We start from the raw sequence: 22,681 nt of genomic DNA, 5'->3' as shown, positions 1-22,681 counted from the left end.
CGGCGGCATCGTCATGGACCGACGCTACTGCAGGGGACCGGAGCCGGACGGCGGCACGAGAACCGCACCGCCGTCCACCCCCGCTCGGCCCGTCTCCCGCGGGTCAGGGCGGGAGACATGGGGAAATTGGTAACGAAGCGTCCGTTTTCCGGCCACGCGGGCGGGCCCTCGGATAGACATGCCCGGACAACCGGACAACGGCATATCCGCCACGGGGGCACCATGGGCCGGCCTGAACGCGCGATCGATCCCACGGATCGGTCGCCCGCCGCCGACTTCGCGCGGTCGCTGCGCACGCTGCGATCCGAGGCAGGCAACCCGACGCTGCGGGTCCTGCAGCAGCGCACCGGCTTCAGCGACTCCACGTTGTCCGCGGCGCTGAGCGGGCGGTCCCGCCCGTCGCTGGAGGTCGTCCAGGCGCTGGTCCAGGCGCTCGGCGCGGATCCGCAGGAGTGGACGCGGCGCTGGCAGGACACCTTTCCGGGCGCCGCGTCCCCGGTACCGCCCCAGCCGGAGCCGGCGCCGTCGGCGCGGACCGAGGACGGGGACCGGCCGGTGGCGCGCCGCCCCTGGCTGCTCGCCGCGGCCGCCGCGCTGCTCGTGGCGATGGGCGTCCTGGTCGGCCTGCTGCTCGGCGACGACGACGATGACGACGACGCCCGGAGCGCGGCACCGCCGTCGGCATCGGCGGGCGCCGCGGACGGCGAGGAGGTCGTGGTGCACAACGTCGTCACCGACGGGGCGACGGCCATGCGCGAGGACACCGCCGCCTACCTCTCCACCCGGCCGGAGATCTACTGCAAGAGCCGCGGCTGCGCCGTCGAGGGCGGTCCGCAGTACCGGACCTCGGATCGCCTGACCGTCTCCTGCCAGGTGGCCGGGGACCGGACGACGAACGGCGACGACTCCACGACGGCCGACGACGCGAACCCCGGCCTCTACTCCTCGACGCTCTGGTACGGGGTCCCGCTCCCCGACGGCGGCCTGGGCTACCTGTCCGAGGTGTGGGTGGACGCGGACCACCGCGGCGGTCTCGGCCTGCCGGAGTGCCCCGGCGCATGACGGCGCCTCAGGCCCGGCGGCCCCGGTGCAGGGCCACGACCCCACCGGTGAGGTTGCGCCAGCCGACGTCGGCCCATCCGGCCGCCTGCAGCCGCGCGGCCAGCGCCGGCTGGTCGGGCCAGGCGCGGATCGACTCGGCCAGGTACACGTAGGCCTCGGGGTTGCTGCTGACCGCGCGGGCGATGCGCGGCAGCGCCTGCATCAGGTACTCGGTGTAGACGGTCCGGAACGGCGCCCACGTCGGGCTGGAGAACTCGCAGACCACCAGGGTGCCGCCGGGCCGGGTGACGCGGCGGAACTCCCGCAGCGCGGCGTCGGGATCGGCGACGTTGCGCAGGCCGAAGGAGATGACCACGCCGTCGACGCTCTCGTCGGCCAGGGGCAGCGCCATGGCGTCGCCGGCGATCTTCGGCACCGGGCGGCCGGCGCCGGCGTGCAGCATGCCCTGGGAGAAGTCGAGCGCGATCGCGGTGGCGCCACCCGCGGCCAGCTCCACCGTCGAGACCGCCGTCCCCGCCGCGACGTCGAGGACGACCTGCCCGGGGCGGGGATCGAGCGCTTCGCGGGTGGCCCGCCGCCAGGCGGCGTCGCGCCCGCCGGAGAGCACCGTGTTGGTGAGGTCGTAGCGGCGCGCGACCCGGTCGAACATGGCCGCGACCTCGGCCGGCCGCTTGTCCAGGCCGGCCCGCACCCCCTCCGTGTGCTCGGTGTCTCCCCGGTCTCCCACGGCGGCGACGCTACCGGGGCTCCTAGGCTGGTGCGGTGACTGCGGCGGCCGTGAGCTCTCCAGGCGCTGCCGCGCCTGCGTTCGCCTCGCTGCGGATCGACGACTCCCCCGCCCTGCTCGACCTGCTGCCGGCCGAGGGCGCGCTGTCCTGGGTGCGCCGCGGCGAGGGGCTGGTCGGCTGGGGCGAGGCCGCCCGGCTGGAGGTCTCCGGACCGGGCGCGCTGACCGAGGCGGCCGAGTGGTGGTCGGCGTTCACCGCGGGCGCTCTGGTCGACGACCGGCTGGGCGTGCCCGGCTCGGGGCCGGTGCTGTTCGCCAGCATCGCCTTCGACCCGTCCGCGGGGACGTCGGTCTTCGTCGTCCCCGAGGTCGTGGTCGGCCGGCGGGGCGGCGTCGGCTGGGTGACGACGACGGACGGGGCGGACCCGCGGCGGGCGCTGGCGGCCGCGCCCCGCGCCGCCTGGGACGACGCGCCACTGCGACTGCGCTACGCCGACGGTGCGCTCGACCCGGCCAGCTGGTGCGCCGCCGTCGCCACCGCGGTGCGCCGCATCACCGCGGGCGACGTGGCCAAGGTCGTGCTCGCGCGCGACCTGCTGGTCACCTCGGACGTCCCGCTGGACCCGCGGCTGCTGCTGCGCCGGCTCGCCGCCCGCTTCCCCGGCTGCTGGACCTTCGCCGTCGACGGCCTGCTCGGCGCCACCCCCGAACTGCTGCTGCGGCGCACGGGCCGCGAGCTGTCCGCGCGGGTGCTCGCCGGCACCGCCCCGCGCGGCGCGGGCGCCGACGACGAGCGGCTGGCCGCGGCGCTGCTGGGCTCGGCCAAGGACCGCGCCGAGCACGCGCTCGCCGTCGACTCCCTGGTCCGGGCGCTGCAGCCCTACTGCGCGTCGCTGACCGCGCCCGACGAGCCGGAGCTGCTCACCCTGGCCAACGTGCGGCACCTGGCCACCGACGTCCGCGGGCTCCAGCGGCGGCACAGCCGCGCCGGGCTGCTCGAGCTGATCGGCGCGGTGCACCCGACGGCGGCTGTCGGCGGCACACCGACCGCCGAGGCAGTGGCGCTCATCGGGGAGCTGGAGGGCATGGACCGCGGCCGCTACGCCGGCCCGGTCGGCTGGCTCGACGCCCGCGGGGACGGCGAATTCGGCCTGGCGCTGCGCTGCGCGGAGGTGTCCGCCGAGGACCCGTGCACCGCCCGGCTGTTCGCCGGCTGCGGCATCGTCGCCGGCTCGCAGCCCGAAGCCGAGCTGGCGGAGACCCAGGTGAAGTTCGCCGCCTTCCAGGCCGCGCTCGAGGGCTGAGGCCCCGGTGGGCGCGGTCGACCGGGACGGGGCAGGGCCCGTCGTCGTCCGCCGGCGGGTGGTCCGGCGGCTCGCGCTGTGGATGGCCGGGTCCGCGGTGGGCGTCGCGGTCATCGCGGTGCCCGACACCGGTCCCCGGGTGTTCTCGCTGAGCGCCGGGCACGGCCCCTCGGCGCTGGACCTGCTCGGCGTCGTCGTGGTCGTGGCGGCGTGGCTGCCGGTGCCGCTGCTGCTCTGCTCCCGGTCCGGGCCGTGGCGCGGCGCCGCCGGCCGGGTGGTCCTGGCCGCGGTCGTGGTCGGCGTCGGGCTGCTCTGGCTGACGATCACCCGCGACCTGGGCGCCTGGTGGCTGCTGCCGGTGGCCTTCCTGGTGGGTGTGCAGGTCGTCGGGCTCGGCCTGATGTGGAGCCGCGGCCGCAGGGGCTAGCGGAGCGCCTCGGCGGCGGCCGCCCGCAGCTCGCGGGCCAGGTCCGCCTCGGCGCGCTGGTCGGTGCGGACGACGACCACGCGCGGCCCGCCCAGCGGGAGCGCACCGGCCAGCTGCTCGGGCGTCGACACCACCGTCGCGGCCCAGCCCATCGCCTCCGCGACGGCGACCAGGTCGCGCCCGTGCGGCGTGCCGAAGACGCGGCGGTAGTCGTCGGCGTACCGCTCCTCCCCCGGCTCGAGCTGGGCGAAGATGCCGCCGCCGTCGTTGTCCGGGACGACGACGGTGAGGTCCGGCCGCTGCTCCCCCTCGCCGACCAGCAGGCCGGTGAGATCGTGCAGGAACGTGAGGTCGCCCATCAGCGCGACCGCCGGCCCGCCGTGCACCAGCGCGGCGCCCACTGCGGTGGAGACCGTGCCGTCGATGCCCGCGACCCCGCGGTTGGCCAGCACGGCGACGTCGCCGCGCGGCACGGCCAGCCGGTCGACGTCACGCACCGGCGTCGAGGAGCCGAGCACCAGCAGGGCGCCGGGCGGCAGGGCGGCGACGACGTCGCGAGCCAGCCGTGCCGCGGTCAGCCGCGGTGCGGCGTCGAGGACGGCGTCCACCGCGGCGCCGACCTGCGCGGCCGCGTCGCACCAGTCGTCCAGCCAGCCCTCGGCCATCGGGCCGGCCGGCGGGTCGACCGACGTCCCGAGGGAGACCAGCTCGCTGCTGCGCGGCGCGTCGGCCCAGCGCGGGCGCGCCGCCACCGTCTCCACCCGCACCGCCGGGTCGGCGAGCACCGCGGCCACCGGCCGGGACAGCGTCGGCCGGCCGACCACGAGCACCCGCTCGGGGCGGTGCTCGGCCAGCCAGGCCGCGACCCCGAGCAGCAGGGCCCCGCTGCGGACCGCGCCGGCCGCTCCCCACGCCCCGCTGCTCGGCTCGGCCACGACCGGCCAGCCGCTGGTGTCGGCCAGCACCGCGGCCGACCGCCCGAGCGCGTCGGGGGCGTCCCCGGCGATCACGAGGGTGCGCGCGACCCCGGACGGCGCCGACCGCACGGCGACGGGCGCGGGGGCGGCCTCGGTCCAGGGCCCTCCGTCGTCGCGCCCCGCCCACGGACCGGCCGGCTCGTCAGGCGGCTCGGCGTCCGGCAGCAGCGGCTCGTGCAGCGGCAGGTTGAGGTGCACCGGGCCCGGGTCGGCCGACAGCGCCCCGCGCGCGACGAGCAGCGCCCGGGCCGCCACCGAGCGCCAGTAGCGGTTCTGCGCCGCCTCCCGCCCGGTCTCGGCCGCCCCGACGTCGACCGCCCAGCGCACCGCGCCGCCGTAGAGCCCGGCCTGCTCGATCGTCTGGTTGGCGCCGGTCGCCCGCAGCTCCGGCGGCCGGTCGGCGGTGAGCGCGAGCAGCGGCACCCCGCTGGCGTCGGCCTCCAGCACGGCGGCGTGCAGGTGCGCCGCCGCCGTCCCGGAGGTGGTCAGCACCGGCACCGGGCGGCCGGAGGCCTTGGCCAGGCCGAGGGCGAGGAAGGCCGCCGTCCGCTCGTCGATGCGCACGTGCAGCCGCAACCGGCCGGCCCGCTCGGCGGCGGCGAAGGCCAGCGCGACCGGGGCCGAGCGCGAGCCGGGGGCCAGGACGGCGTCGGCGACCCCGCCGCGCAGCATCTCGTCGACGAGCACGCGGGCGAACGCGGTGGACGGGTTCACGCAGCCCGCACCGCCTCGAGGCGGGCCCGCCACCGCACCGCGGTCCCCGGGTCGGCAGCCACCTCGGCCAGCCGGTCCGGCTGCGGGCGGGTCACCGGGAGGGCCCCGTCGACCGGCAGCAGCGGCGTGCTGGTGACGTCCGCGGTGAACAGCGCGACGGTGGCCAGGCCGCAGGCGAACGGCAGCTCCGGCAGCGCCGCGGCCAGCGCCACCCCGGCGGCGATGCCGACCGAGGACTCCAGCGCCGACGAGACGACGCACGGCAGCCCGTGCGCCTCCGCCACGCGCAGCGCCGCGCGCACGCCGCCCAGCGGCTGCACCTTGAGGACGACGACGTCGCACGCCTCGCGCAGGTCCACCGCCAGCGGGTCGGCCGACCGGCGGACCACCTCGTCGGCGGCGATCCGCACGTCGATGCGGCGGCGCAGGTCGGCCAGCTCGGCCAGGGACGCGCAGGGCTGCTCGACGTACTCGAGCCCGACGCGGTCCAGCTCCTCGATGCGGGCGACGGCGGTGTCGACGTCCCACGCGGCGTTCGCGTCGACCCGGATCGCGCCTCCCGGCCCCAGCGCGTCGCGCACCGCCTCGACCCGCGCCAGGTCGTCGGCCGGCGTCTGCCCGGGCTCGGCGACCTTCACCTTGGCGGTGCGGCAGCCGGAGGTGGCCACGATCGCGTGCGCCCGCTCGGCGTCGACGGCGGGCACGGTGACGTTGACCGGGACGGCGTCGCGCACCGGCGCCGGCCAGCCGTCGACCGCCGCCTCGACCGCCGCCGCCCACCAGCGGCGGCTCTCGGCGACGTCGTAGTCCCAGAACGGGGAGAACTCGCCCCAGCCGGCCGGCCCGCGCACGAGCACCCCGTCGCGGACGTCGATGCCGCGAAAGCGGGTGCGCATCGGCACGCGGTAGACCCGGGCCGACAGCTCAGGGTCGGCCGGGGCGGTCACGGCGATCAGCCTATTCGGCAGGGACGTAGGCTTGCCGTCCGTGGCCCGGCAGCTCATCCTCGTGCCCGCGCCCGGCCGCTCCGAGGACGCGATCCGGACGGCGGTCGAGCCCGCCGTGCGCGCCTGCCTGGCCGGCGACGCACCGCTCGCCGTCCTCCCCGCCGGCCCGGCGGCCACAGTCGACGCCGCGCGGCGGGTGCTCCGCCCGGAGGAACCGCTGGAGGACGGCGCCGACCTGCTCGTCGTGACCTCCGGCTCCACCGGCGGGGGCCGCGCCGTGCTGCTGTCCGCGGCGGCGCTCACCGCGTCGGCCGAGGCGACGCTGGACCGGCTCGGCGGGCCCGGGTCCTGGCTGCTCGCCCTGCCGGTCTCGGCGATCGCCGGCCTGCAGGTGCTCTGCCGCGGCGTCGTCGCGGGGCGCCGTCCGACCGTGCTCGGCGACGGCGAGACGCTGGCCGCCGCCCTGCAGCGCATGCCGGGGGGGCGGCGCTACACCGCGCTGGTCCCCACCCAGCTGCGCCGCCACCTCGACGACGAGCCGCAGGCGCTGGCGGCGTTCGACGCCGTCCTGGTCGGGGGCGCCGCCACCGACGCGGCCCTGCTCGCGCGGGCGCGCGCCGCGGGCGTCGCCGTCGTGACCACCTACGGCATGACCGAGACCGCCGGCGGCTGCGTCTACGACGGCGTCCCGCTGGACGGCGTCCGGGTGCGGGTCCCCGACGGCGGGATCGAGCTGGCCGGGCCGACCCTCGCGCTGGGCTACCGGCTGGATCCGGGGGCCACGGCCGAGGCGTTCGCCGGCGGCTGGTTCCGCACCCGCGACGCGGGAACGCTCGAGGCCGGCCGGCTCACCGTGCACGGCCGGCTGGACGACGTGGTGATCACCGGCGGCGTCAACGTCGCCCCGCAGGCGGTGGAGGCGGCGCTGCGCGAGCACGCCGACGTCCGCGACGCGGTGGTGTTCGGGCGACCGGACGACGAGTGGGGGCAGCGCGTGGTCGCCGCCGTCGTCCCGGCGCCGGGCGCGGAGCCGTCGCTGGCCGCGCTGCGGCCGTGGGTCGCCGACCGGCTGGGGGCGCCCGCCGCCCCGCGTGAGCTGCACGTGATCGCCACCGTGCCGACCCTGCACACCGGCAAGCCGGACCGGCGCGCCGTCGCGACTGCGATCGGGAAGTGATGGCGACCCCAGCCCAGTGGGTGGCCGGCGCCCGGCCGCGCACGCTGCCCGCCGCCGTGGCCCCGGTGCTCGTCGGCACCGGCGCCGCCGCGGCGCTCGGCGGCTTCCGGCTCGTCCCCGCCCTGCTCGCGTTGCTGGTCGCACTGGCCCTGCAGGTGGGGGTGAACTACGCCAACGACTACTCCGACGGCATCCGCGGCACCGACGCCGACCGGGTGGGCCCGATGCGGTTGGTCGGCTCGGGGGCGGCGACGCCGCGGCAGGTTCTGATCGCCACGGCACTCGCCTTCGCCGTCGCCGGGGTGGCCGGGCTGGCGCTCGCGGCGCTGTCGAGCTGGTGGCTGGTGGCCGTCGGGGCGGTCTGCATCGCGGCCGCGTGGACCTACACCGGCGGGCCGCTCCCCTACGGCTACCGCGCGCTCGGCGAGGTCTTCGTCTTCGTGTTCTTCGGCCTGGTCGCCGTCGTGGGGACGACGTTCGTGCAGACCCGCTCGCTGGAGGGGCTGGCGTTCGCCGCGGCGGTGCCGATCGGCCTGCTGATCGTGGCCATCCTGGTGGTCAACAACCTGCGCGACATCGCCGGCGACGCCGCCGTCGGGAAGCGGACGCTGGCCGTCGTCGTCGGCGACCGTGTCACCCGTTCGGGTTACACCGGTCTGATCGTGGCCGCCTTCGCCGTCGTCGTCCTCATCGGGATCGCCCGGCCGTGGGCGCTGCTCGGCCTGCTGGCCGCCCCGCTGGCCGTACGGCCGGTGCGGGTCGTCCTGGGCGGCGGCCGGGGGCCGGCGCTGATCGCCGCGCTGCAGGGAACGGGCCTGCTGACCCTGCTCACCGGCGTGACGCTCGCCACAGGACTCGCCCTCAGCAGCTGACCTCCGGCGGAAGATCTCCTCGCTGCCCGTGGCTGGCACGGACGACGGAGGGCAGCCGGAGGGGGAGATTGTCGTGGCCACTGCGGAACAGGTTCTGGACGCGGTCGACGAGGTCGTGTCGGACGGCGTGCGGCGGGGACTGCTGCACAACGACGTGGAGGACGCCGCACTCGACGGTCGGCACGTCACCATCGACGGCCGGCGGATGGTGAACTTCGGCTCCTGCTCCTACCTGGGGCTGGAGACGCATCCCGCGCTCAAGGCGGGCGTGCACGAGGCGGTGGAGCGCTTCGGAACGCAGTTCTCGTCCTCACGGGTCTACGCCTCGGCACCGCTGTACCGAGCGGTCGAGGAGACGCTGTCCCGGCTGTTCGGGCGGGGCACGATCGTCACGCCGTCCACCACGATGGGGCACCTCGCCGCCATGCCGACGCTGATCGGCAGCCGCGACGTCCTGCTCCTCGACCACCAGGTGCACAACTCCGTGCAGACCGCCGCGAAGCTGGTCCAGGCCGGCGGCGCCCGGGTGGAGCTGATCCCGCACGGCGACCTGCGCACGCTGGAGAAGCGGCTCGAGGGCTACCGCCGCACGCACCGGCGGGTCTGGTACGCCGCCGACGGCCTGTACTCGATGTACGCCGACCTGCTGCCCACGCGCGAGCTCGACGAGCTGGCCGCCCGGCACGAGAACCTGTGGCTCTACGTCGACGACGCGCACGCGGTCTCCTGGACAGGGCGGCACGGCCGCGGACATGCCCTGGAGCACCTCGCGCCGGACACGCTGGCGCGCACCGTCGTCGCCGCCTCGCTGAACAAGTCGTTCGCCGCGGCGGGCGGGGCGATCACCTTCCCCGACGAGGCGACGCGGGGGCGGGTCCTGCGCGTCGGCGGGCCGCTGATCTTCTCCGGCCCCGTCCAGCCGCCGATGCTGGGCGCGATCCTCGCCTCCGCACGGCTGCACCTGACCCCGGAGATCGACGAGCGGCAAGCGCTGCTGCTCGACCGGATCCGGCTGTTCAACTCGCTCGCCGCCGAAGCCGGCCTGCCGGTGGTCTCGGAGTCCGAGACGCCGATCCGCTGCGTGGGCGCCGGGGTGTCGGCGGTGGCCTACCGGCTGGTCGAGCGGCTGCGGTCGGCGGGCTTCCACGTGAACACGGCGTCGTTCCCCGCCGTCCCGGCCAAGCGCAGCGGCGCCCGGCTGACCATCACCGCCCACCACACCGTGGACGACGTCGCCGGGGTGGTGGCCGCCCTGGCCGAGCATCTCCCCGCGGCGATCTCCGACGAGGGAGCCTCCGTGGCCGACCTGCACCGCGCGTTCTCCCGCCAGCTGCGGGGCCGGCACGTGCTCGGCGCCGCTGCCGAACCCGTTCCGCAGCCGGCGCTCCGGCTGGAGCACCACCGCTCCGTCGCCGACCTCGACACCGCCGAGTGGGACCGGCTCCTGGGCGGCCGCGGCGCGTTCGACGCCGCCGCGCTGCGGACCTACGAGTCGGTCTTCGACATCGGCGGCACGGGCGGCGCGGGCCAGACCGAGGACGCGTGGGACTTCCACTACCTGGTCGTCCGCGACGCGGCGGGGGTACCCGTGGCCGCGACGTTCTTCACGACCGCGCTGTGGAAGGACGACATGCTCTCCCCGGCGGCGGTCTCGCGCGAGGTGGAGCGGCGGCGGTCGGAGAACGCCGACAGCTATCACCTGACCTCGACCGTCTTCGGGATGGGATCGCTGCTCACCGAGGGCGACCACCTCTACCTCGACCGCACCCGCGACTGGCAGGGCGCACTGCGGATGATCCTGTCCGCCGCGCGCCGCGAGGAGGACCTCGCCGGCGCCTCCGCCGTCGTGCTGCGCGACCTCCCCGACGGGGACGACGAGCTGCACGCGTTCCTGCTGGGCGAGGGGCTGCTGCGGCTGCCGGTCTGGAACACCTGGGTGCGCGAGGTCGACTTCGCCGACGACGAGGGCTTCCTGCGCAGGCTGACCCGCAAGCACCGCTACCACCAGCGGACGCGCGTGCTGGCCTTCGAGCCGTCCTACCGGGTCCAGGTGGTCACCGGCGGCAGCCCCGAGGCGCGGAGCGTCGACGAGGCCACGCGGGACGAGCTGTACCGGATGTACCGCAACGTCCACGCCCGGTCCCTCGAGCTCAACGTCTTCCCGCTGCCGCGGCGGCTGATCGACGCCGTCCTGGAGTCGCCGGGGTGGGAGGTCGTCCTCCTGCACCTGCCCGACCAGGCGGCCGGTCCGGTGGCATTCGCCGCCCAGCACGTCTTCGGCGGGGACGACGGCCACGTCGCGCCGCTGTTCGTGGGGCTGGACTACTCCTACGTGCCGACCCACAACAGCTACCAGCAGCTGCTGTTCCAGTCCCTGCGCAGCGCCCAGCGGCACGGTGCGCCGCGGATCCTGTACGGGATGAGCGCGGACCTCCACAAGGCCCGCTTCGGCGCACAGGCCGAGAAGCGCTGGGTCTACGTGCAGGCCACCGACACCTTCAACGCCGACGTGCTGGCCCGGATGAGCGAGACCGTCGGCGCCCGGTAGGGCGGCCTGCATCCTCGTCAAGCGGGGGCTCGGATCTGTGGACGGGCCGCTGGCCTGGGGATTCAGGTCGCGGCGACACCTCCTCGGCGGTATGGTTCGAACAAGTGATCGAGTTGCTCGGGAGGTGACCGTGGACGCGTTCATGTCGCAGATGGACGCGCTCGCGGCCGAGGAGCTCCACGGCCGGGGCCCGGCGCTGCTCGACCGCACCCGCGCACTGGTCGCCGCGCGCAACCGGATCGACGCCGAGCTGGCCCGCACCGTGCGGCAGGCCGAGTGCCAGCAGGCCTTCGCGCACGACGGGACGAACTCGCCGCAGTCGTGGCTGCGCGGGCACACCCGGCTGTCTGCCGGCGCGGCCTCGCAGCTGGTGCGCAACGGGCGTGCCCTCGACCAGCTCCCGACGCTGGCCGCCGCGCACGCCTCGGGTGCGGTGACCGGCGATCAGGTGGCGGTGATCGGGCGGATCACCGCACCCCGCTACCAGCGGCTGCTGGCCGAGCAGGGCGGCGACCTCGCCGGCATCGACCAGGTGCTGACCAGGTTCGCCGCCACCCGGCGGCACGACGAACTTGCCCGGCTGGTGCACACCTTCCTGGACCGGCTCGACGCCGACGGCCTGGAGCCGGATCCGACGGAGGAACGGTTCCTGTCCGTCGCCAAGCACACCGACGGGTCGGTGTCCTTCCGCGGGCACCTCGACGCCGTCGGCGGGGAGAAGGTGCAGGCCGCGCTGGAATCGCTCCGCCAGGCCCACCGGCCCGCCGGCGACCAGCGCTCGCACGCCCAGCAGCAGGCCGACGCCCTCGTGCAGCTCGCCGACCTCCATCTCGGCTGCGGCACCCTGCCGCTGCTGCGCACCGTCAAGCCGCACGTCGCCGTCCGCGTCGACCTGGAGGACCTGCTCGACCCCTCCACCGGACCGGCCAGCGGGCAGCTCGGCTTCGGCGGGATCCTGTCCGCCGCCCGGGCCCGCTGGGCGGCCTGCGACGCCGAGCTCACCCGCATCGTCCTCGGCCCCGAGGGACAGCCCCTCGACCTCGGCCGCACGATGCGCCTGGTTCCGCCCTGGCTGCGCAGGGCCGTCGAGGCCCGCGACGGTCACTGTGTGTTCGCCGGCTGTGACGCCCCGCACCACTGGTGCGAGGTTCATCACGTCATCCACTGGCTCTTCGGCGGCCAGACCAACCCGGAGAACTCCGGCCTGCTGTGCGAACGGCACCACACCCAGGTCCACCACGGCTTCCGCATCGAACGAGATACCGCCGGCCGATGGCACACCTACCGCCCCGACGGCAGCGAGATCCTGGTGATCCGGCCACCCGCCGCCGAAGCGGAGCTGGCCCGCGCCGGCTGACCGGCCGGGATCAGCCGGTCAGGCCGGTGAGCCCGTCTCCTCGCTCTCGCTGCCGCTCAGGCGGGCGCGCAGGTCCTCCTTGGCCGCGCGCCGGGCGACGCTGCGCGCGGCGAGCGCCTCGGTGAGCCGCTCACGCACCGGCCGCAGCGCCAGGTAGCTCACCGGCATGGACAGGAGCACGCCGAAGAGCAAACCTGCGTAGCTACCGAGCCCGGCTAACCAGAGCAGGGCCACGAGGGCGACGGCGATGAGCAGCCGGCCGAAGGTGTAGAGCAGCAACCAGGGTGCGACCCGCGGCGGTGTCGCGGGTCCGCCGTCGGGACCGGCAGGGGTCGTCGGCGCCGTCTCAGCCATGCCGTCCCTCCCACTTCGTCGACAACACCACCGTGGTCCGGGTGCGGGCGACGCCCCGGATCCGGTTCAACGCGCTGATCGTGGCCTCCAGTGCAGGGATGTCGGGAACCCGCACCTTGAGCACGTAGCCCTCGCTGCCGGCGACCCGCCAGCAGTCCTCGACCTGCGGCATGGCGCGCAGCGCCTCCTCGAGGCCGGTGTCGTCGACCGAGTCGCTCTCGATGACCCCGATCAGGGCGGTGACGTCGAGGCCGATGGCCGCGGGGTCGACGAGCGCCCGGTATCCGGTGATCACCCCGGCGGCCTCCAGCTTGCCGACGCGCTCGTGCACGGCCGGGGAGGACAGACCGACCTGACGGGCGAGCTCGGCATAGCTCGCCCGGCCGTTGGCGCGCAGCAGATCGATCAGCTGCCGGTCCACGGCGTCGATGGCGGTCTCCGTCCTGCGGGTGCGGCACAGCGTTGGTGGCTGCCCGACGCCGAGTATTCACGCGGACGTACATTGGGAGCCGACGAGGGGGGTGTACCGGTGCCGGTGTTCCTGGTGGTTCTTCTGGTCGCGGTCGGCGTGGTGGTTCTGCTCATGCGTGCCGCGTCCGCAGCGGGCAACGGTGGGAGCGTGTCCGCTCCGCGGCCGCCGCGCATGCGTCCTCCCCAGCGCCCGCGCCGTCCCATCGCACCGGATGACGATCCTGACTTCCTGCGCGAGCTCGACCGCCGGCGCAGCCGGGGCGACGGCCCGACCGTCTGATCAGGCCGCGGACCTCGCCCCGAACAGCCGGCGCCAGCCGCGCCGGGCCGGTGGGGCGGGCTCCTCGGATGCCGCCTCGCCGTCGGCCGGCAGATCGCCCGGCCAGCCGAGACGGCGGCCCCTGTTCGGGGGCGCGGGCCACCCGACCTCGCTCTCCCGCTGCGGCTCGGGCTCGGCGGTGGAGTGCGACGCCGTCCCGGTGGTACGGCGGGACAGCCCCTCGGCGACGAGGGGGTGCACGGACGTCCCGTCCGCGGCGGTGTGCCTACCCATGGGGGCATGGAAGCACGCAGGCCCGGCTTTCGTCACGATCCCCGGCCCGGCGCGCCTCGCAGGTCAGTCCAGCCCGGCGTAGCTGTGCAGCCCGGTCGACACCATGTTGACGTACAGCAGGTTGAAGATCATCACGGCCAGGCCGACGACGTTGACCCACGCGGCCGCCCGGCCCCGCCAGCCCGCGGTGGTGCGGGCGTGCAGGTACGCGGCGTAGACCACCCACGCGATGAAGGCCCACGTCTCCTTGGGATCCCAGCCCCAGAACCGCCCCCACGCGCTCTCCGCCCAGATCGCGCCCGCGATGACGGCGAACGTCCAGATCGGGAACCCGAAGACGGCGGTGCGGTGCGCGACCCGGTCCAGCGCGGCGGCCGAGGGCAGCCGCTCGACGACCCGCAGCCCGGAACCCGCCGGCGCCTCGCCTGCCGCGACCTTCGCCTCCTGCCGCGAGCGCAGCAGGTACAGGACGCTGGCGATGCCGCTGACGAAGAAGATGCCGAAGCCGAGGATCGCCGTCGTCACGTGGATGGCCAGCCAGTAGGACCGCAGCGCGGCCACCAGCGGCGCGGTCTCCGCGTAGAGGAACAGCCCGATCAGCACCATCGCCAGCACGACCGGGCCGGTGACGAACACCCCGATGTGCCGCAGCGCCGGCGCGCGCACCGCCAGCACGACGTAGGCGACGACGGCGACGAGCACCACGGCGGTGGCGAACTCGTACATGTTGCCCCAGGGCAGCCGGTCGGCGGCCAGCCCGCGGGTCACCAGGATCGCCGCGTGGGTGAGGACGCCGAGCACGGTGAGCACCATGGCGAGCGCCCCCCAGCGCCGGCCGGCGGTCGGCTCGGCCGCGGCGTCGGCGGACGACGCCGGCCCGGACGGCGCACCGGCGCCCACCAGCTCGCGCGTCCGGGCCGGGCGCCGACCGAACGCCAGCTGCGCGCAGAACGCCACGACGGCGAGGGAGTACAGCGCCACGCTGATCGTGAAGAACGTGTCCGACAGGGCGGCCAGCGTCGGGTCAGGTCTCACGCTCGGGATGCCTCCGGTCCGGGTGCTGCTGAGCGGGCGTCGAGTGCCGCCCGCAGATCGTCGGTCAGCGCGGCGAACCGCGGGCCCGAGTCGCCGCCACCCCGGGTCAGCGAGGCCAGCGACAGCACGGTACCGCCGCCGTCGGGGGCGGCCGCCACCCGGGCGAAGAAGCGCTCCCGGCGGACCAGCAGCATGCCCAGCAGGCCGGCGAGCATCGCGACGGCCGCGACGAGCACCCACACCTGCCCGGGGTCGTGCGAGAGCTGCAGGGCCGCGAACTCCTTCACCCCGGTGAAGGTGATCGTCGTGCCGTCGTCGAGGGTCAGCGACTCCCCCGGCGCGAGGTTCGCCTCACCGACCTGCTGCAGCCGGCCGCGGTCGATCTGCGTGGCGTCGAGCGAGTACACCGACTGCGGCAACCCCGAGTCCAGGCCGAGGTAGCCGCGGTAGGCCACGATCGCCACCTGCGGCGCCAGCGGCCGCGGGTCGATCGAGGTGAGGATCCCGCCCTGGACCACGCCGGTCGGCGCGAAGAAGCCCTCGAGCGCCAGCTGGTCGTCCTGCCCCGGCAGGTCGGGCAGCTTGAGCGCGCCCTGGCTGGACATCGTCGCGGTCTCCGAGGGCAGGAACGGCACGGCGAGGTCGGTGAACGCCGTCCCGTCGGGCAGCGTGACGGTGAAGGTCGGGCTGAACCCGTGGCCGGTCACGTAGACGCGGTCGCCGTCCACCCGCAGGGGGTCGTTGACGCCGATGGTCGTCGCCCGGCCGTCCTCCCCAGGGGGGCCGTAGGAGATGTCCGCGGTGAACGAGGCGGCGGTCAGGTCCTCCTCGTACCGGGCCTCGAAGTTCTGCAGATCGACGCAGAGCGGCGTGAGATCGCTGCCCTCGACCAGCGGTCCCGCCGAGTAGGTGTCGTACTGCTGGAAGGAGTTGCAGAAGCCCTGACCCTCGGTGACCAGGATGCTGCCCTCGTAGCCCCACAGCTTGCCGCCGGCCAGGCCGAGCAGCATCGCCACGAGCGAGAGGTGGAACAGCAGGTTCCCGGTCTCCTTGAGCAGGCCCTTCTCGGCCGACAGCTCCGGGCCGTGCGCGCCGTCCCGCCGGACGACGCGGAACCGGCGGACCCGCAGCTCCTCCTCCACGACGTCGAGCGCCCCGGCCTCGGGAAGCGACGTCGGCACGCTCGCCGAGTCGGGCAGCCGCAGCAGGTGCCGCGGCGCCGGCGGCGGCACCGCCCGCAGCGACCGGGCGTGCTCGACCGCACGGGGCAGCACGCAGCCGATCAGCGAGACGAACAGCAGCAGGTACACCGCGGCGAACCACGGGGAGCTGAAGACGTCGAACAGGTACAGCCGGTCCAGCAGCGGCGCGAGCGTCGGGTGGTCGGTGAAGTACTGCGAGACGGCGTTCTGCGACAGCGAGCGCTGCGGCAGCAGCGAGCCCGGGATCGCGGCCACCGCCAGCAGGAACAGCAGGATGATCGCCGTCCGCATCGCGGTCAGCCGCCGCCACCAGCGCAGCAGGGCGCCGGTGAGCCGGCGGTGCACCGGCGGCAGGGACGGCGGGACCGGCGCGGTCCGCGGCGGATCGAGAACCGTCACGACCACTCCTCGCTGGCGCTCGTCGCGTCCGTGCCGGACCGTGCTGTGCTCATCGGTGAGCTCGCACGCTCGCTCACAACGACGACTCCCCGAACCCGCTGGCCGCGATCCACGCCCGCAGCCACTGCATGAGCTCGGTCCACGCGCCGGTCACCAGCAGCAAGCCCACGACGACCAGGACGACGCCGCCGACCCGGGTCACCGTGCGGGCGTGCCGGCGCAGGAACGACGTCGCACCGAGCGCCCAGCGCGCCCCGAGGGCCACCAGCACGAACGGGATGCCCAGCCCCAGGCAGTACGCGACCCCGAGGACGGCGCCGCGGCCGGCGGTCGCCTCGGCGTAGGCCAGCGAGTTGACCGCGGCCAGCGTCGGCCCCAGGCAGGGGGTCCAGCCGAGGCCGAAGACGACGCCGAGCAGCGGCGCCCCCGCCAGCCCCGCCACCGGTCGGGCGGAGAGCCGCGCGGTGCGCTGCAGGAACGGCAGCCGGCCGAGGAAGGCCAGCCCCATCACGATCGTGACGACGCCGAACACCCGGTTGAGGACGTCGGACCACTGCAGCAGCAGCCGGCCCAGGCCACCGAACGCGGCGCCGAACGCCACGAAGACCAGGGTGAAGCCGAGGACGAACAGGAGGGCGCCGACGACCATGCGCCCGCGCGGGGAGCGCTCGTCGGTCCCGGTGCGCACCGCGGTCGCCGTCGTCCCGGACCCGCCCGCGGGGGCCACCGCCGTCGTCCGCGCACCCGTGCCGACCAGGCCGGTGACGTAGGACAGGTAGCCGGGGACGAGCGGCAGGACGCAGGGCGAGGCGAAGCTGACCAGCCCGACGAGCGCCGCGACCGCGGCGGCGACGAGCAGGGGCCCGTCGGTGACCAGGCCGCTGAAGGTCTCCCCCACCTCAGCCCTCCTCGACGACGCGGGTGAGGACCGAGCGCAGGTCGTCCGGCTGCACCGCGGCGGTGTAGACCGCGGCCACCCGCCCCTCGCGGTCGAGCACGATGGTGGACGGGATCGCGTTGGCCGGGTAGTCCCGGAAGGCCAGCGCCACCTCGCCGCGCGGGTCGTAGAGCGACGGGAAGGTGATCCCCTTGCTCTGCAGGAAGGCCTCGGCCAGCTGCCGCTCGTCCTTGACGTTGATGCCGAGGAACTGCACGCCGTCGGCCCGGACCTCGGTGTAGACCTCCTGGAACTGCGGCGACTCCACCCGGCAGGGCGGGCACCACGAGCCCCAGAAGTTGATCACCGCGACCTCGCCGGCGAGCTCGGCGGACGAGTACTCGCTGCCGTCGAGCAGCTCGCCGGAGAACTCCGGCGCGCTCGCGCGCTCGGCGTCGAGGATCACCTCCCCGGCCGGGGTGCCGGCGACGAACCGGAACTCACCGCCGTTGTTGACGTCGACGGCGTCGGAGCCGGTCGAGCAGCCGGTGGCCAGCAGCGCCGCCCCGGCCAGCGCGATCAGGAGCCGCTTCATGCCCCGGGTACCGCGTCGGGATCGGTCGCGCCGGCGGGCTCCGCGTAGTCCAGGCCGACGAAGCGGTCCCCGACGTAGGTCAGCGACGTGACGCTGGCCAGCCCGCACTGCCGGTGCCGCGGATCGTGCACGTAGCGCCGTCCCTCCAGGTGCAGCCGCAGCGTCCAGATCGGCAGCTGGTGGCTGACGCAGACCGCGGCGTGCCCGCGCGCGGCGTCCCGGGCCGCCTCGGCGGCGGCCAGCATCCGAGTGGCGATCTCCACGTAGGGCTCGCCCCAGGAGGGGCGGAACGGGTTGCGCAGCTTCCACCAGTTGGCCGGCCGCCGCAGGGCGCCGTCCCCCACGCCGAAGTGCGTGCCCTCGAAGGCGTTGCCCGCCTCGATCAGCCGCTCGTCGGTCGCGATCTCCAGGCCCAGCTCCTCGGCGATCGGTGCCGCGGTCTGCTGCGCGCGCTCCAGCGGGCTCGCGACCAGGTGGGTGACGTCCTTGTCGAGGAACCACTGCGCGGCCTTCTCGGCCATCGCCTCGCCGGCGTCGGAGAGCCGGAAGCCGGGCAGCCGGCCGTAGAGGATCTTCCGCGGGTTGAAGACCTCGCCGTGCCGCATCAGATGGACGACGGTCGTCTCCTGCGTCACGGGGTGGCCTCCGCCGCGTCGGGGGCGGGCGCCGGGCCGTCCCCGGACACCGCGGCGGCGGCGCGGGCGGCCGCGGGCAGCGCGTCGAGCACCCGGTCGAGCGCCTCGCCCTGCAGCGTGACGTTGACGAACCACGCCTCGAACGCCGACGGCGGCAGGTAGACCCCGCGCGCGAGCATCTCGTGGAAGAAGGCGGTGTAGCGGGCGACGTCCTGGCTGCGCGCGTCGTCGTAGTCGCGCACCCGCCGCTCGTCGGGCACGAAGAAGATCGAGAACATGTTGCCGGCCTGCTGCACCCGGTGCGGGACGCCGGCGGCGAACAGCGCCGCGCTCGCCGCGCCGCGCAGCACGGCGGCGACCTCGTCGCAGCGCGCGTAGACCTCGTCGGTGCAGTGCCGCAGCGTGGTCAGGCCCGCGGCGACCGCCACCGGGTTCCCCGACAGCGTGCCGGCCTGGTAGACCGGCCCGACCGGGGCCAGCTGGTCCATCAGATCCGCGCGGCCGCCGAAGGCCGCGGCCGGCAGCCCGCCGCCCATGACCTTGCCGAAGGTGAACAGGTCGGCCTCGACCGGGTCCAGGCCGTACCAGCCGGAGGGGGAGACGCGGAAGCCGGTCATGACCTCGTCGAGGACCAGCAGCGCGCCGTGCGCGGCGGTGATCCGCCGCAGCTCGGCGTTGAATCCCTCCAGCGGCGGGACGACGCCCATGTTGCCGGCGGCCGCCTCGGCGATGACGCACGCGATGTCGGCACCCCGCTCGGCGAACACGCGCTCGACGGCGGCGACGTCGTTGTAGGGCAGGACGACGGTGTCGGCGGCCGCGCCGGTGGTGACGCCCGGGGTGTCGGGCAGCCCGAGGGTGGCGACGCCGGAGCCGGCCGAGGCGAGCAGGGCGTCGACGTGGCCGTGGTAGTGCCCGGCGAACTTCACGACCAGCGGCCGGCCGGTGGCGCCGCGGGCCAGCCGGATCGCCGAGAGGACGGCCTCGGTGCCGGAGTTGACCAGCCGGACCCGCTGCGCCGGGGGCATCCGCCGCCGGATCTCCTCGGCCAGTTCCAGCTCACCCTCGGTGGGCGCGCCGAAGGACAGCCCGCGCCGCGCGGCGGCGGTCACGGCCTCGACGACGGCCGGGTGCGCGTGGCCGAGGAGCATCGGCCCCCAGGAGCTGACCAGGTCCACGTAGCGGCGGCCGTCGGCGTCGGTGAGGTAGCTCCCCGCGGCCGAGACCATGAACCGCGGGGTCCCGCCGACGGCGCGGAACGCCCGCACCGGGCTGTTCACCCCGCCGGGTGTGACCTCCTGGCCACGGGCGAACAGGTCGGCCGAGACCGGGGCCTCGTAGGCGTAGCGGGGGGTGTCCAGCGAGGTCACGTGCCCAGTGTCCCTTGCGAACCTGAGGAGCCGTCGAAGGGATGGCTCCTGGGTGGATGGGTGACGGCGGTGAGCAGGGCGGTGGTCAGCGCGGCCGGGTCCCGGGTCGGGACCAGCACGGTCCGTCCCCCGGCCAGCCTGAGCGGCAGCCCCGTCCGGCCCTTCGGCAGCGACCAGCCGCCGCCGAGCACGGCCGCGCCGGCGTCCACCCCCGCCTCGCCGTCCCGGACGGCGCGCAGGTGGCGGGCGTCGACGTCGGCGAGCGGCACCCGCTCCCGGCCGACCGAGAGCGCGGCGTCCGGGCCGTCGGCGTCGACGCGCACGGTCCACACCCGGCGGGCCGAGAGGACGCCGGCCGCGACGACGCCCAGCACCGCCACGACCGCGAGCACCCAGACGACCGCCGGCACGTCGGGGCCGGGCAGGACGACGTCGGCGACGATCAGCGCGGCGAGGAACGCCGCGACCAGCCAGAACGGCCGCCACGACCCGCCGGGCTCGACGTAGCCGTCCCCCGCCCGCCCGGTCACCGCAACCAGCGGGCGGCCTCCACCGCCCAGTAGGTCAGCACGGTGCCGGCGCCGGCGCGGCGGATGGCGGTGAGCGTCTCCAGGATCGCCCGCCGCCGGTCCACCCAGCCGTTGGCCGCGGCCGCCTCGACCATCGCGAACTCGCCGCTCACCTGGTAGGCGCTGACCGGCACGTCCACGGCGTCGGCGACGCGCGCGACGATGTCCAGGTAGGGCAGCGCGGGCTTGACCATGACCGCGTCGGCGCCCTCGGCGAGGTCCTGCCGCACCTCGCGCAGCGCCTCGTCGGCGTTGGGCGGGTCCATCTGGTACGTCGAGCGGTCGCCGAACTTCGGCGCCCCCTCGGCGGCCTCGCGGAACGGCCCGTAGAACCCCGACGCGTACTTGGCCGCGTAGGCCAGGATCGGCGTCTCCGTGTACGCGGCCCCGTCCAGGGCCCGGCGGATCGCCGCGACCTGGCCGTCCATCATCCCGCTGGGTGCGATGACGTGGGCGCCGGCCTGGGCCTGGGCGATCGCCACGGCTGCGTAGCGGTCCAGCGTCGGGTCGTTGTCGACGACGCCGGCGGGCGTGACCACTCCGCAGTGCCCGTGCGAGGTGTACTCGCACAGGCACAGGTCGGCGATGAGCACCAGCTCGTCACCCAGGTCGCTCCTGAGCTGCTGCAGCGCCACGTTGACGATGCCGTCGGCGGCGTCGGCCTGCGAGCCGACCGGGTCCTTCTCCGACGGGATGCCGAAGAGGATCAGCCCGCCGATCCCGGCCTCGGCCGCCTCGTGCGCGGCCTTGCGCAGCGAGTCCAGCGTGTGCTGGACGACGCCCGGCATCGAGGAGATCGGCACCGGGGCGTCGATGCCCTGCTTGACGAAGACCGGCAGCACGAAGTCGGCCGGCGCCAGGCGGGTCTGCGCGGTCAGCCGCCGCAACGCGGGCGTCGACCGCAGCCGGCGCCCGCGCGCGAACCCGGCCGTCACTTCGAGCCGCCTTCCTCCTCGGCCCGGCGCGCGGCGGCGAACTCCGCCAGCGCGTCGACGAGCGGCGCCACGGCGGCGGTCTCCGGCTGGACGTCGACCCGCAGGCCGAACTCCTGCGCGGTGGCCGCGGTCGCCGGGCCGATCACCGCGACGACGGTCTTGGCGTGCGGCTTGCCGGCGATGCCGACCAGGTTGCGCACCGTGCTCGACGAGGTGAAGCACACCGCGTCGAAGCCGCCGCCCTTGATCGCCTCGCGCACCGGCGCGGGCGGCGGCGCCGCCCGGACGGTCCGGTAGGCGGTCACGTCGTCGACCTCCCAGCCGCGCTCGACCAGGCCGGCGGACAGGGTCTCGGTGGCGATGTCGGCCCGCGGCAGCAGCACCCGGTTGATCGGGTCGAACACGTCGTCGTACGGCGGGAAGTCGGCCAGCAGGCCCTCGCTGGACTGCTGACCGCTGGGCACCAGCTCCGGCACGATGCCGAACGCGCGGACGGCGTCGGCGGTCGACTCCCCCACGCAGGCGACCTTGACACCGGCGAACGCGCGGGCGTCGAGGCCGAGGTCGGCGAACTTCTCGCGCACGGCCTTCACCGCGTTCACCGAGGTGAAGACGATCCAGCCGTACCGGCCGGTGACCAGGCCCTTGATCGCACGGTCCATCTGCGCGGGGCTGCGTGGCGGCTCGACGGCGATCGTCGGCACCTCGACCGGCACCGCGCCGTAGGCCCGCAGCCGCTCGCTCATCTCGCCGGCCTGGTCCTTGGTGCGCGGCACCAGCACCCGCCAGCCGAACAGCGGCCGGCTCTCCCACCAGGAGAGCTTGCCGCGCTTGTCGACGGCCGCGCCGACGGTGGCGACGACGGCGCCGGTGAAGGACTCGATCCCGGCCGTCTTCTCGGCGACCGCCGCCAGCTTGGCGACGACGCTCTTCTGGCCGGTGCCCGAGCCGCCGGTGGTCACGACCACGGAGGTGCTGCCGGACAGGCCGCCCTCGACCAGCCGGGCCGCCGCCTCGGGCAGCTGCTCGGCGGTGCCCTGCAGCACGATCGTGCCGCCGGTGGCACCGGCCGCCCCGGCCAGCGCGCCGAGGTCGACGCCGCCGCAGAGGTCGGCGGTCAGCGCCGTCCCGCCCAGGGCGACGCCGGCGAAGGCCGGCACCGCCGTGGCGGTGGCCACGCCGGGCACCACGTCGAAGGCGACGGAGGTGCGGCCGACGGCGAGCACCTCCTTGACGACGGCCTCCGAGGTGAACGGGTCGCCGGCGACCAGCCGGACGACGACCGCGCCGTTCTTGGCCGCGGCCACCGCGGCCTTGGCCACCTCGGCCGGCTCTCCGGCGGCGGGGGTCAGCTCGGCGGCCGGGGAGGTCTCGCGGACGACGTCCTGGACGGCGACCGACACCTCCGGGTCGACGAGGACGACGCCGGCCGACGCCAGCGCCTCGCTCGCGCGGGCGGTCAGCATCCCGGGGTCGCCGGGACCGGCGCCGACGAAGACGACCTTGCCGGCCGGCGCGCCGGCGGTCTTGCGGGTCATCAGGTGCTCCTGGTTCTGGCCCTGGGGACAGGGCGT

23 protein-coding genes are annotated in these 22,681 nt (G+C 75.6%); 8 read left to right on the top strand and 15 right to left on the bottom strand.

The genetic code is table 11. The features are described from left to right. Positions 1–222 precede the first annotated feature (222 nt). On the top strand, positions 223–1,062 hold the full coding sequence (locus ACWIYF_RS03750; RefSeq protein ID WP_448626779.1) for a helix-turn-helix domain-containing protein: 840 nt from the start codon (positions 223–225) through the stop codon (positions 1,060–1,062). Positions 1,063–1,069: 7 nt separating this feature from the next. Here ACWIYF_RS03750 and ACWIYF_RS03745 read toward each other — a convergent pair whose 3' ends face one another. Next, on the bottom strand, positions 1,070–1,789 hold the full coding sequence (locus tag ACWIYF_RS03745; RefSeq protein WP_448626778.1) for a demethylmenaquinone methyltransferase: 720 nt from the start codon (positions 1,787–1,789) through the stop codon (positions 1,070–1,072). A 50-nt stretch (positions 1,790–1,839) separates the two neighbouring features. Here ACWIYF_RS03745 and ACWIYF_RS03740 point away from each other — a divergent pair, with 50 nt between their 5' ends. Beyond that, entirely contained in the window at positions 1,840–3,093 is a 1,254-nt protein-coding gene (locus tag ACWIYF_RS03740) for an isochorismate synthase (protein WP_448626777.1), read from the top strand. Positions 3,094–3,100: 7 nt separating this feature from the next. After that, positions 3,101–3,520, top strand: a complete 420-nt coding sequence (locus ACWIYF_RS03735; protein WP_448626776.1) for a hypothetical protein — start codon at positions 3,101–3,103, stop codon at positions 3,518–3,520. Here ACWIYF_RS03735 and menD read toward each other — a convergent pair. Continuing rightward, positions 3,517–5,211 carry a 2-succinyl-5-enolpyruvyl-6-hydroxy-3-cyclohexene-1-carboxylic-acid synthase gene (gene menD / locus ACWIYF_RS03730; protein ID WP_448626775.1) on the bottom strand — a complete coding sequence of 565 codons (1,695 nt, stop codon included), beginning with the start codon at positions 5,209–5,211 and terminating at the stop codon, positions 3,517–3,519. The two genes, ACWIYF_RS03735 and menD, sit on opposite strands and share 4 nt — an antisense overlap. Continuing rightward, positions 5,208–6,158 carry an o-succinylbenzoate synthase gene (locus ACWIYF_RS03725; RefSeq protein WP_448626774.1) on the bottom strand — a complete coding sequence of 317 codons (951 nt, stop codon included), beginning with the start codon at positions 6,156–6,158 and terminating at the stop codon, positions 5,208–5,210. Before ACWIYF_RS03725 ends, menD begins: the two co-directional genes overlap by 4 nt. A 40-nt stretch (positions 6,159–6,198) precedes the next feature. On the opposite strand from ACWIYF_RS03725, the gene menE reads away from it, so the two are divergent. From menE to ACWIYF_RS03705, 4 genes are all read left to right on the top strand, one after another. Continuing rightward, entirely contained in the window at positions 6,199–7,335 is a 1,137-nt protein-coding gene (menE, locus tag ACWIYF_RS03720; protein WP_448626773.1) for an o-succinylbenzoate--CoA ligase, read from the top strand. After that, a complete protein-coding gene (locus ACWIYF_RS03715) occupies positions 7,335–8,207 on the top strand; it encodes a 1,4-dihydroxy-2-naphthoate polyprenyltransferase (protein WP_448626772.1) in 873 nt (290 codons plus the stop codon). Before menE ends, ACWIYF_RS03715 begins: the two co-directional genes overlap by 1 nt. A 73-nt stretch (positions 8,208–8,280) precedes the next feature. Further along, complete coding sequence (locus ACWIYF_RS03710; RefSeq protein ID WP_448626771.1) at positions 8,281–10,755, top strand: aminotransferase class I/II-fold pyridoxal phosphate-dependent enzyme; 2,475 nt, start codon at positions 8,281–8,283, stop codon at positions 10,753–10,755. Between the two features lie 130 nt (positions 10,756–10,885). After that, positions 10,886–12,112, top strand: coding sequence for a DUF222 domain-containing protein (locus ACWIYF_RS03705; protein ID WP_448626770.1), 1,227 nt, complete (start codon positions 10,886–10,888; stop codon positions 12,110–12,112). An 18-nt stretch (positions 12,113–12,130) separates the two neighbouring features. Here ACWIYF_RS03705 and ACWIYF_RS03700 read toward each other — a convergent pair whose 3' ends face one another. Then, positions 12,131–12,466: a DUF4229 domain-containing protein gene (locus ACWIYF_RS03700; RefSeq protein WP_448626769.1), complete on the bottom strand. Its 336-nt coding sequence runs from the start codon at positions 12,464–12,466 to the stop codon at positions 12,131–12,133. Further along, positions 12,459–12,887: an Lrp/AsnC family transcriptional regulator gene (locus ACWIYF_RS03695; RefSeq protein WP_448626768.1), complete on the bottom strand. Its 429-nt coding sequence runs from the start codon at positions 12,885–12,887 to the stop codon at positions 12,459–12,461. The genes ACWIYF_RS03700 and ACWIYF_RS03695 overlap by 8 nt, the downstream gene beginning before the upstream one ends. A gap of 108 nt (positions 12,888–12,995) precedes the next feature. Between ACWIYF_RS03695 and ACWIYF_RS03690 the strand changes: the two genes are divergently transcribed. Then, the gene (locus ACWIYF_RS03690) at positions 12,996–13,217 is read left to right on the top strand and encodes a hypothetical protein (protein WP_448626767.1); all 222 of its coding nucleotides are present in this window, start codon (positions 12,996–12,998) and stop codon (positions 13,215–13,217) included. On the opposite strand, the gene ACWIYF_RS03685 is transcribed toward ACWIYF_RS03690, so the two are convergent. From ACWIYF_RS03685 to ACWIYF_RS03640, 10 genes are all read right to left on the bottom strand, one after another. Continuing rightward, on the bottom strand, positions 13,218–13,490 hold the full coding sequence (locus ACWIYF_RS03685) for a hypothetical protein (protein ID WP_448626766.1): 273 nt from the start codon (positions 13,488–13,490) through the stop codon (positions 13,218–13,220). A 63-nt stretch (positions 13,491–13,553) separates the two neighbouring features. Beyond that, positions 13,554–14,525, bottom strand: coding sequence for a c-type cytochrome biogenesis protein CcsB (gene ccsB, locus ACWIYF_RS03680; protein WP_448626765.1), 972 nt, complete (start codon positions 14,523–14,525; stop codon positions 13,554–13,556). Continuing rightward, complete coding sequence (gene resB, locus ACWIYF_RS03675) at positions 14,522–16,126, bottom strand: cytochrome c biogenesis protein ResB (protein ID WP_448626764.1); 1,605 nt, start codon at positions 16,124–16,126, stop codon at positions 14,522–14,524. The genes ccsB and resB overlap by 4 nt, the downstream gene beginning before the upstream one ends. 73 nt (positions 16,127–16,199) lie before the next feature. After that, a complete protein-coding gene (locus ACWIYF_RS03670) occupies positions 16,200–17,024 on the bottom strand; it encodes a cytochrome c biogenesis CcdA family protein (protein WP_448626763.1) in 825 nt (274 codons plus the stop codon). Between the two features lies 1 nt (position 17,025). After that, positions 17,026–17,598 carry a TlpA family protein disulfide reductase gene (locus ACWIYF_RS03665; RefSeq protein WP_448626762.1) on the bottom strand — a complete coding sequence of 191 codons (573 nt, stop codon included), beginning with the start codon at positions 17,596–17,598 and terminating at the stop codon, positions 17,026–17,028. After that, entirely contained in the window at positions 17,595–18,233 is a 639-nt protein-coding gene (locus ACWIYF_RS03660; protein WP_448626761.1) for a histidine phosphatase family protein, read from the bottom strand. The genes ACWIYF_RS03665 and ACWIYF_RS03660 overlap by 4 nt, the downstream gene beginning before the upstream one ends. Then, complete coding sequence (gene hemL, locus ACWIYF_RS03655) at positions 18,230–19,603, bottom strand: glutamate-1-semialdehyde 2,1-aminomutase (RefSeq protein WP_448626760.1); 1,374 nt, start codon at positions 19,601–19,603, stop codon at positions 18,230–18,232. The genes ACWIYF_RS03660 and hemL overlap by 4 nt, the downstream gene beginning before the upstream one ends. Continuing rightward, positions 19,600–20,133: a hypothetical protein gene (locus tag ACWIYF_RS03650; RefSeq protein WP_448626759.1), complete on the bottom strand. Its 534-nt coding sequence runs from the start codon at positions 20,131–20,133 to the stop codon at positions 19,600–19,602. Before ACWIYF_RS03650 ends, hemL begins: the two co-directional genes overlap by 4 nt. Then, entirely contained in the window at positions 20,130–21,107 is a 978-nt protein-coding gene (gene hemB / locus ACWIYF_RS03645; protein WP_448626758.1) for a porphobilinogen synthase, read from the bottom strand. The genes ACWIYF_RS03650 and hemB overlap by 4 nt, the downstream gene beginning before the upstream one ends. Then, positions 21,104–22,645 (bottom strand): uroporphyrinogen-III synthase, encoded by a 1,542-nt coding sequence (locus ACWIYF_RS03640; protein WP_448626757.1) that lies wholly within the window; start codon positions 22,643–22,645, stop codon positions 21,104–21,106. The genes hemB and ACWIYF_RS03640 overlap by 4 nt, the downstream gene beginning before the upstream one ends. Positions 22,646–22,681 lie beyond the last annotated feature (36 nt).

This window comes from Geodermatophilus sp. URMC 64, from assembly GCF_053502555.1.
Note: the sequence above shows the minus strand (reverse complement) of the source record. Positions and strands in the feature narration are given on the sequence as shown.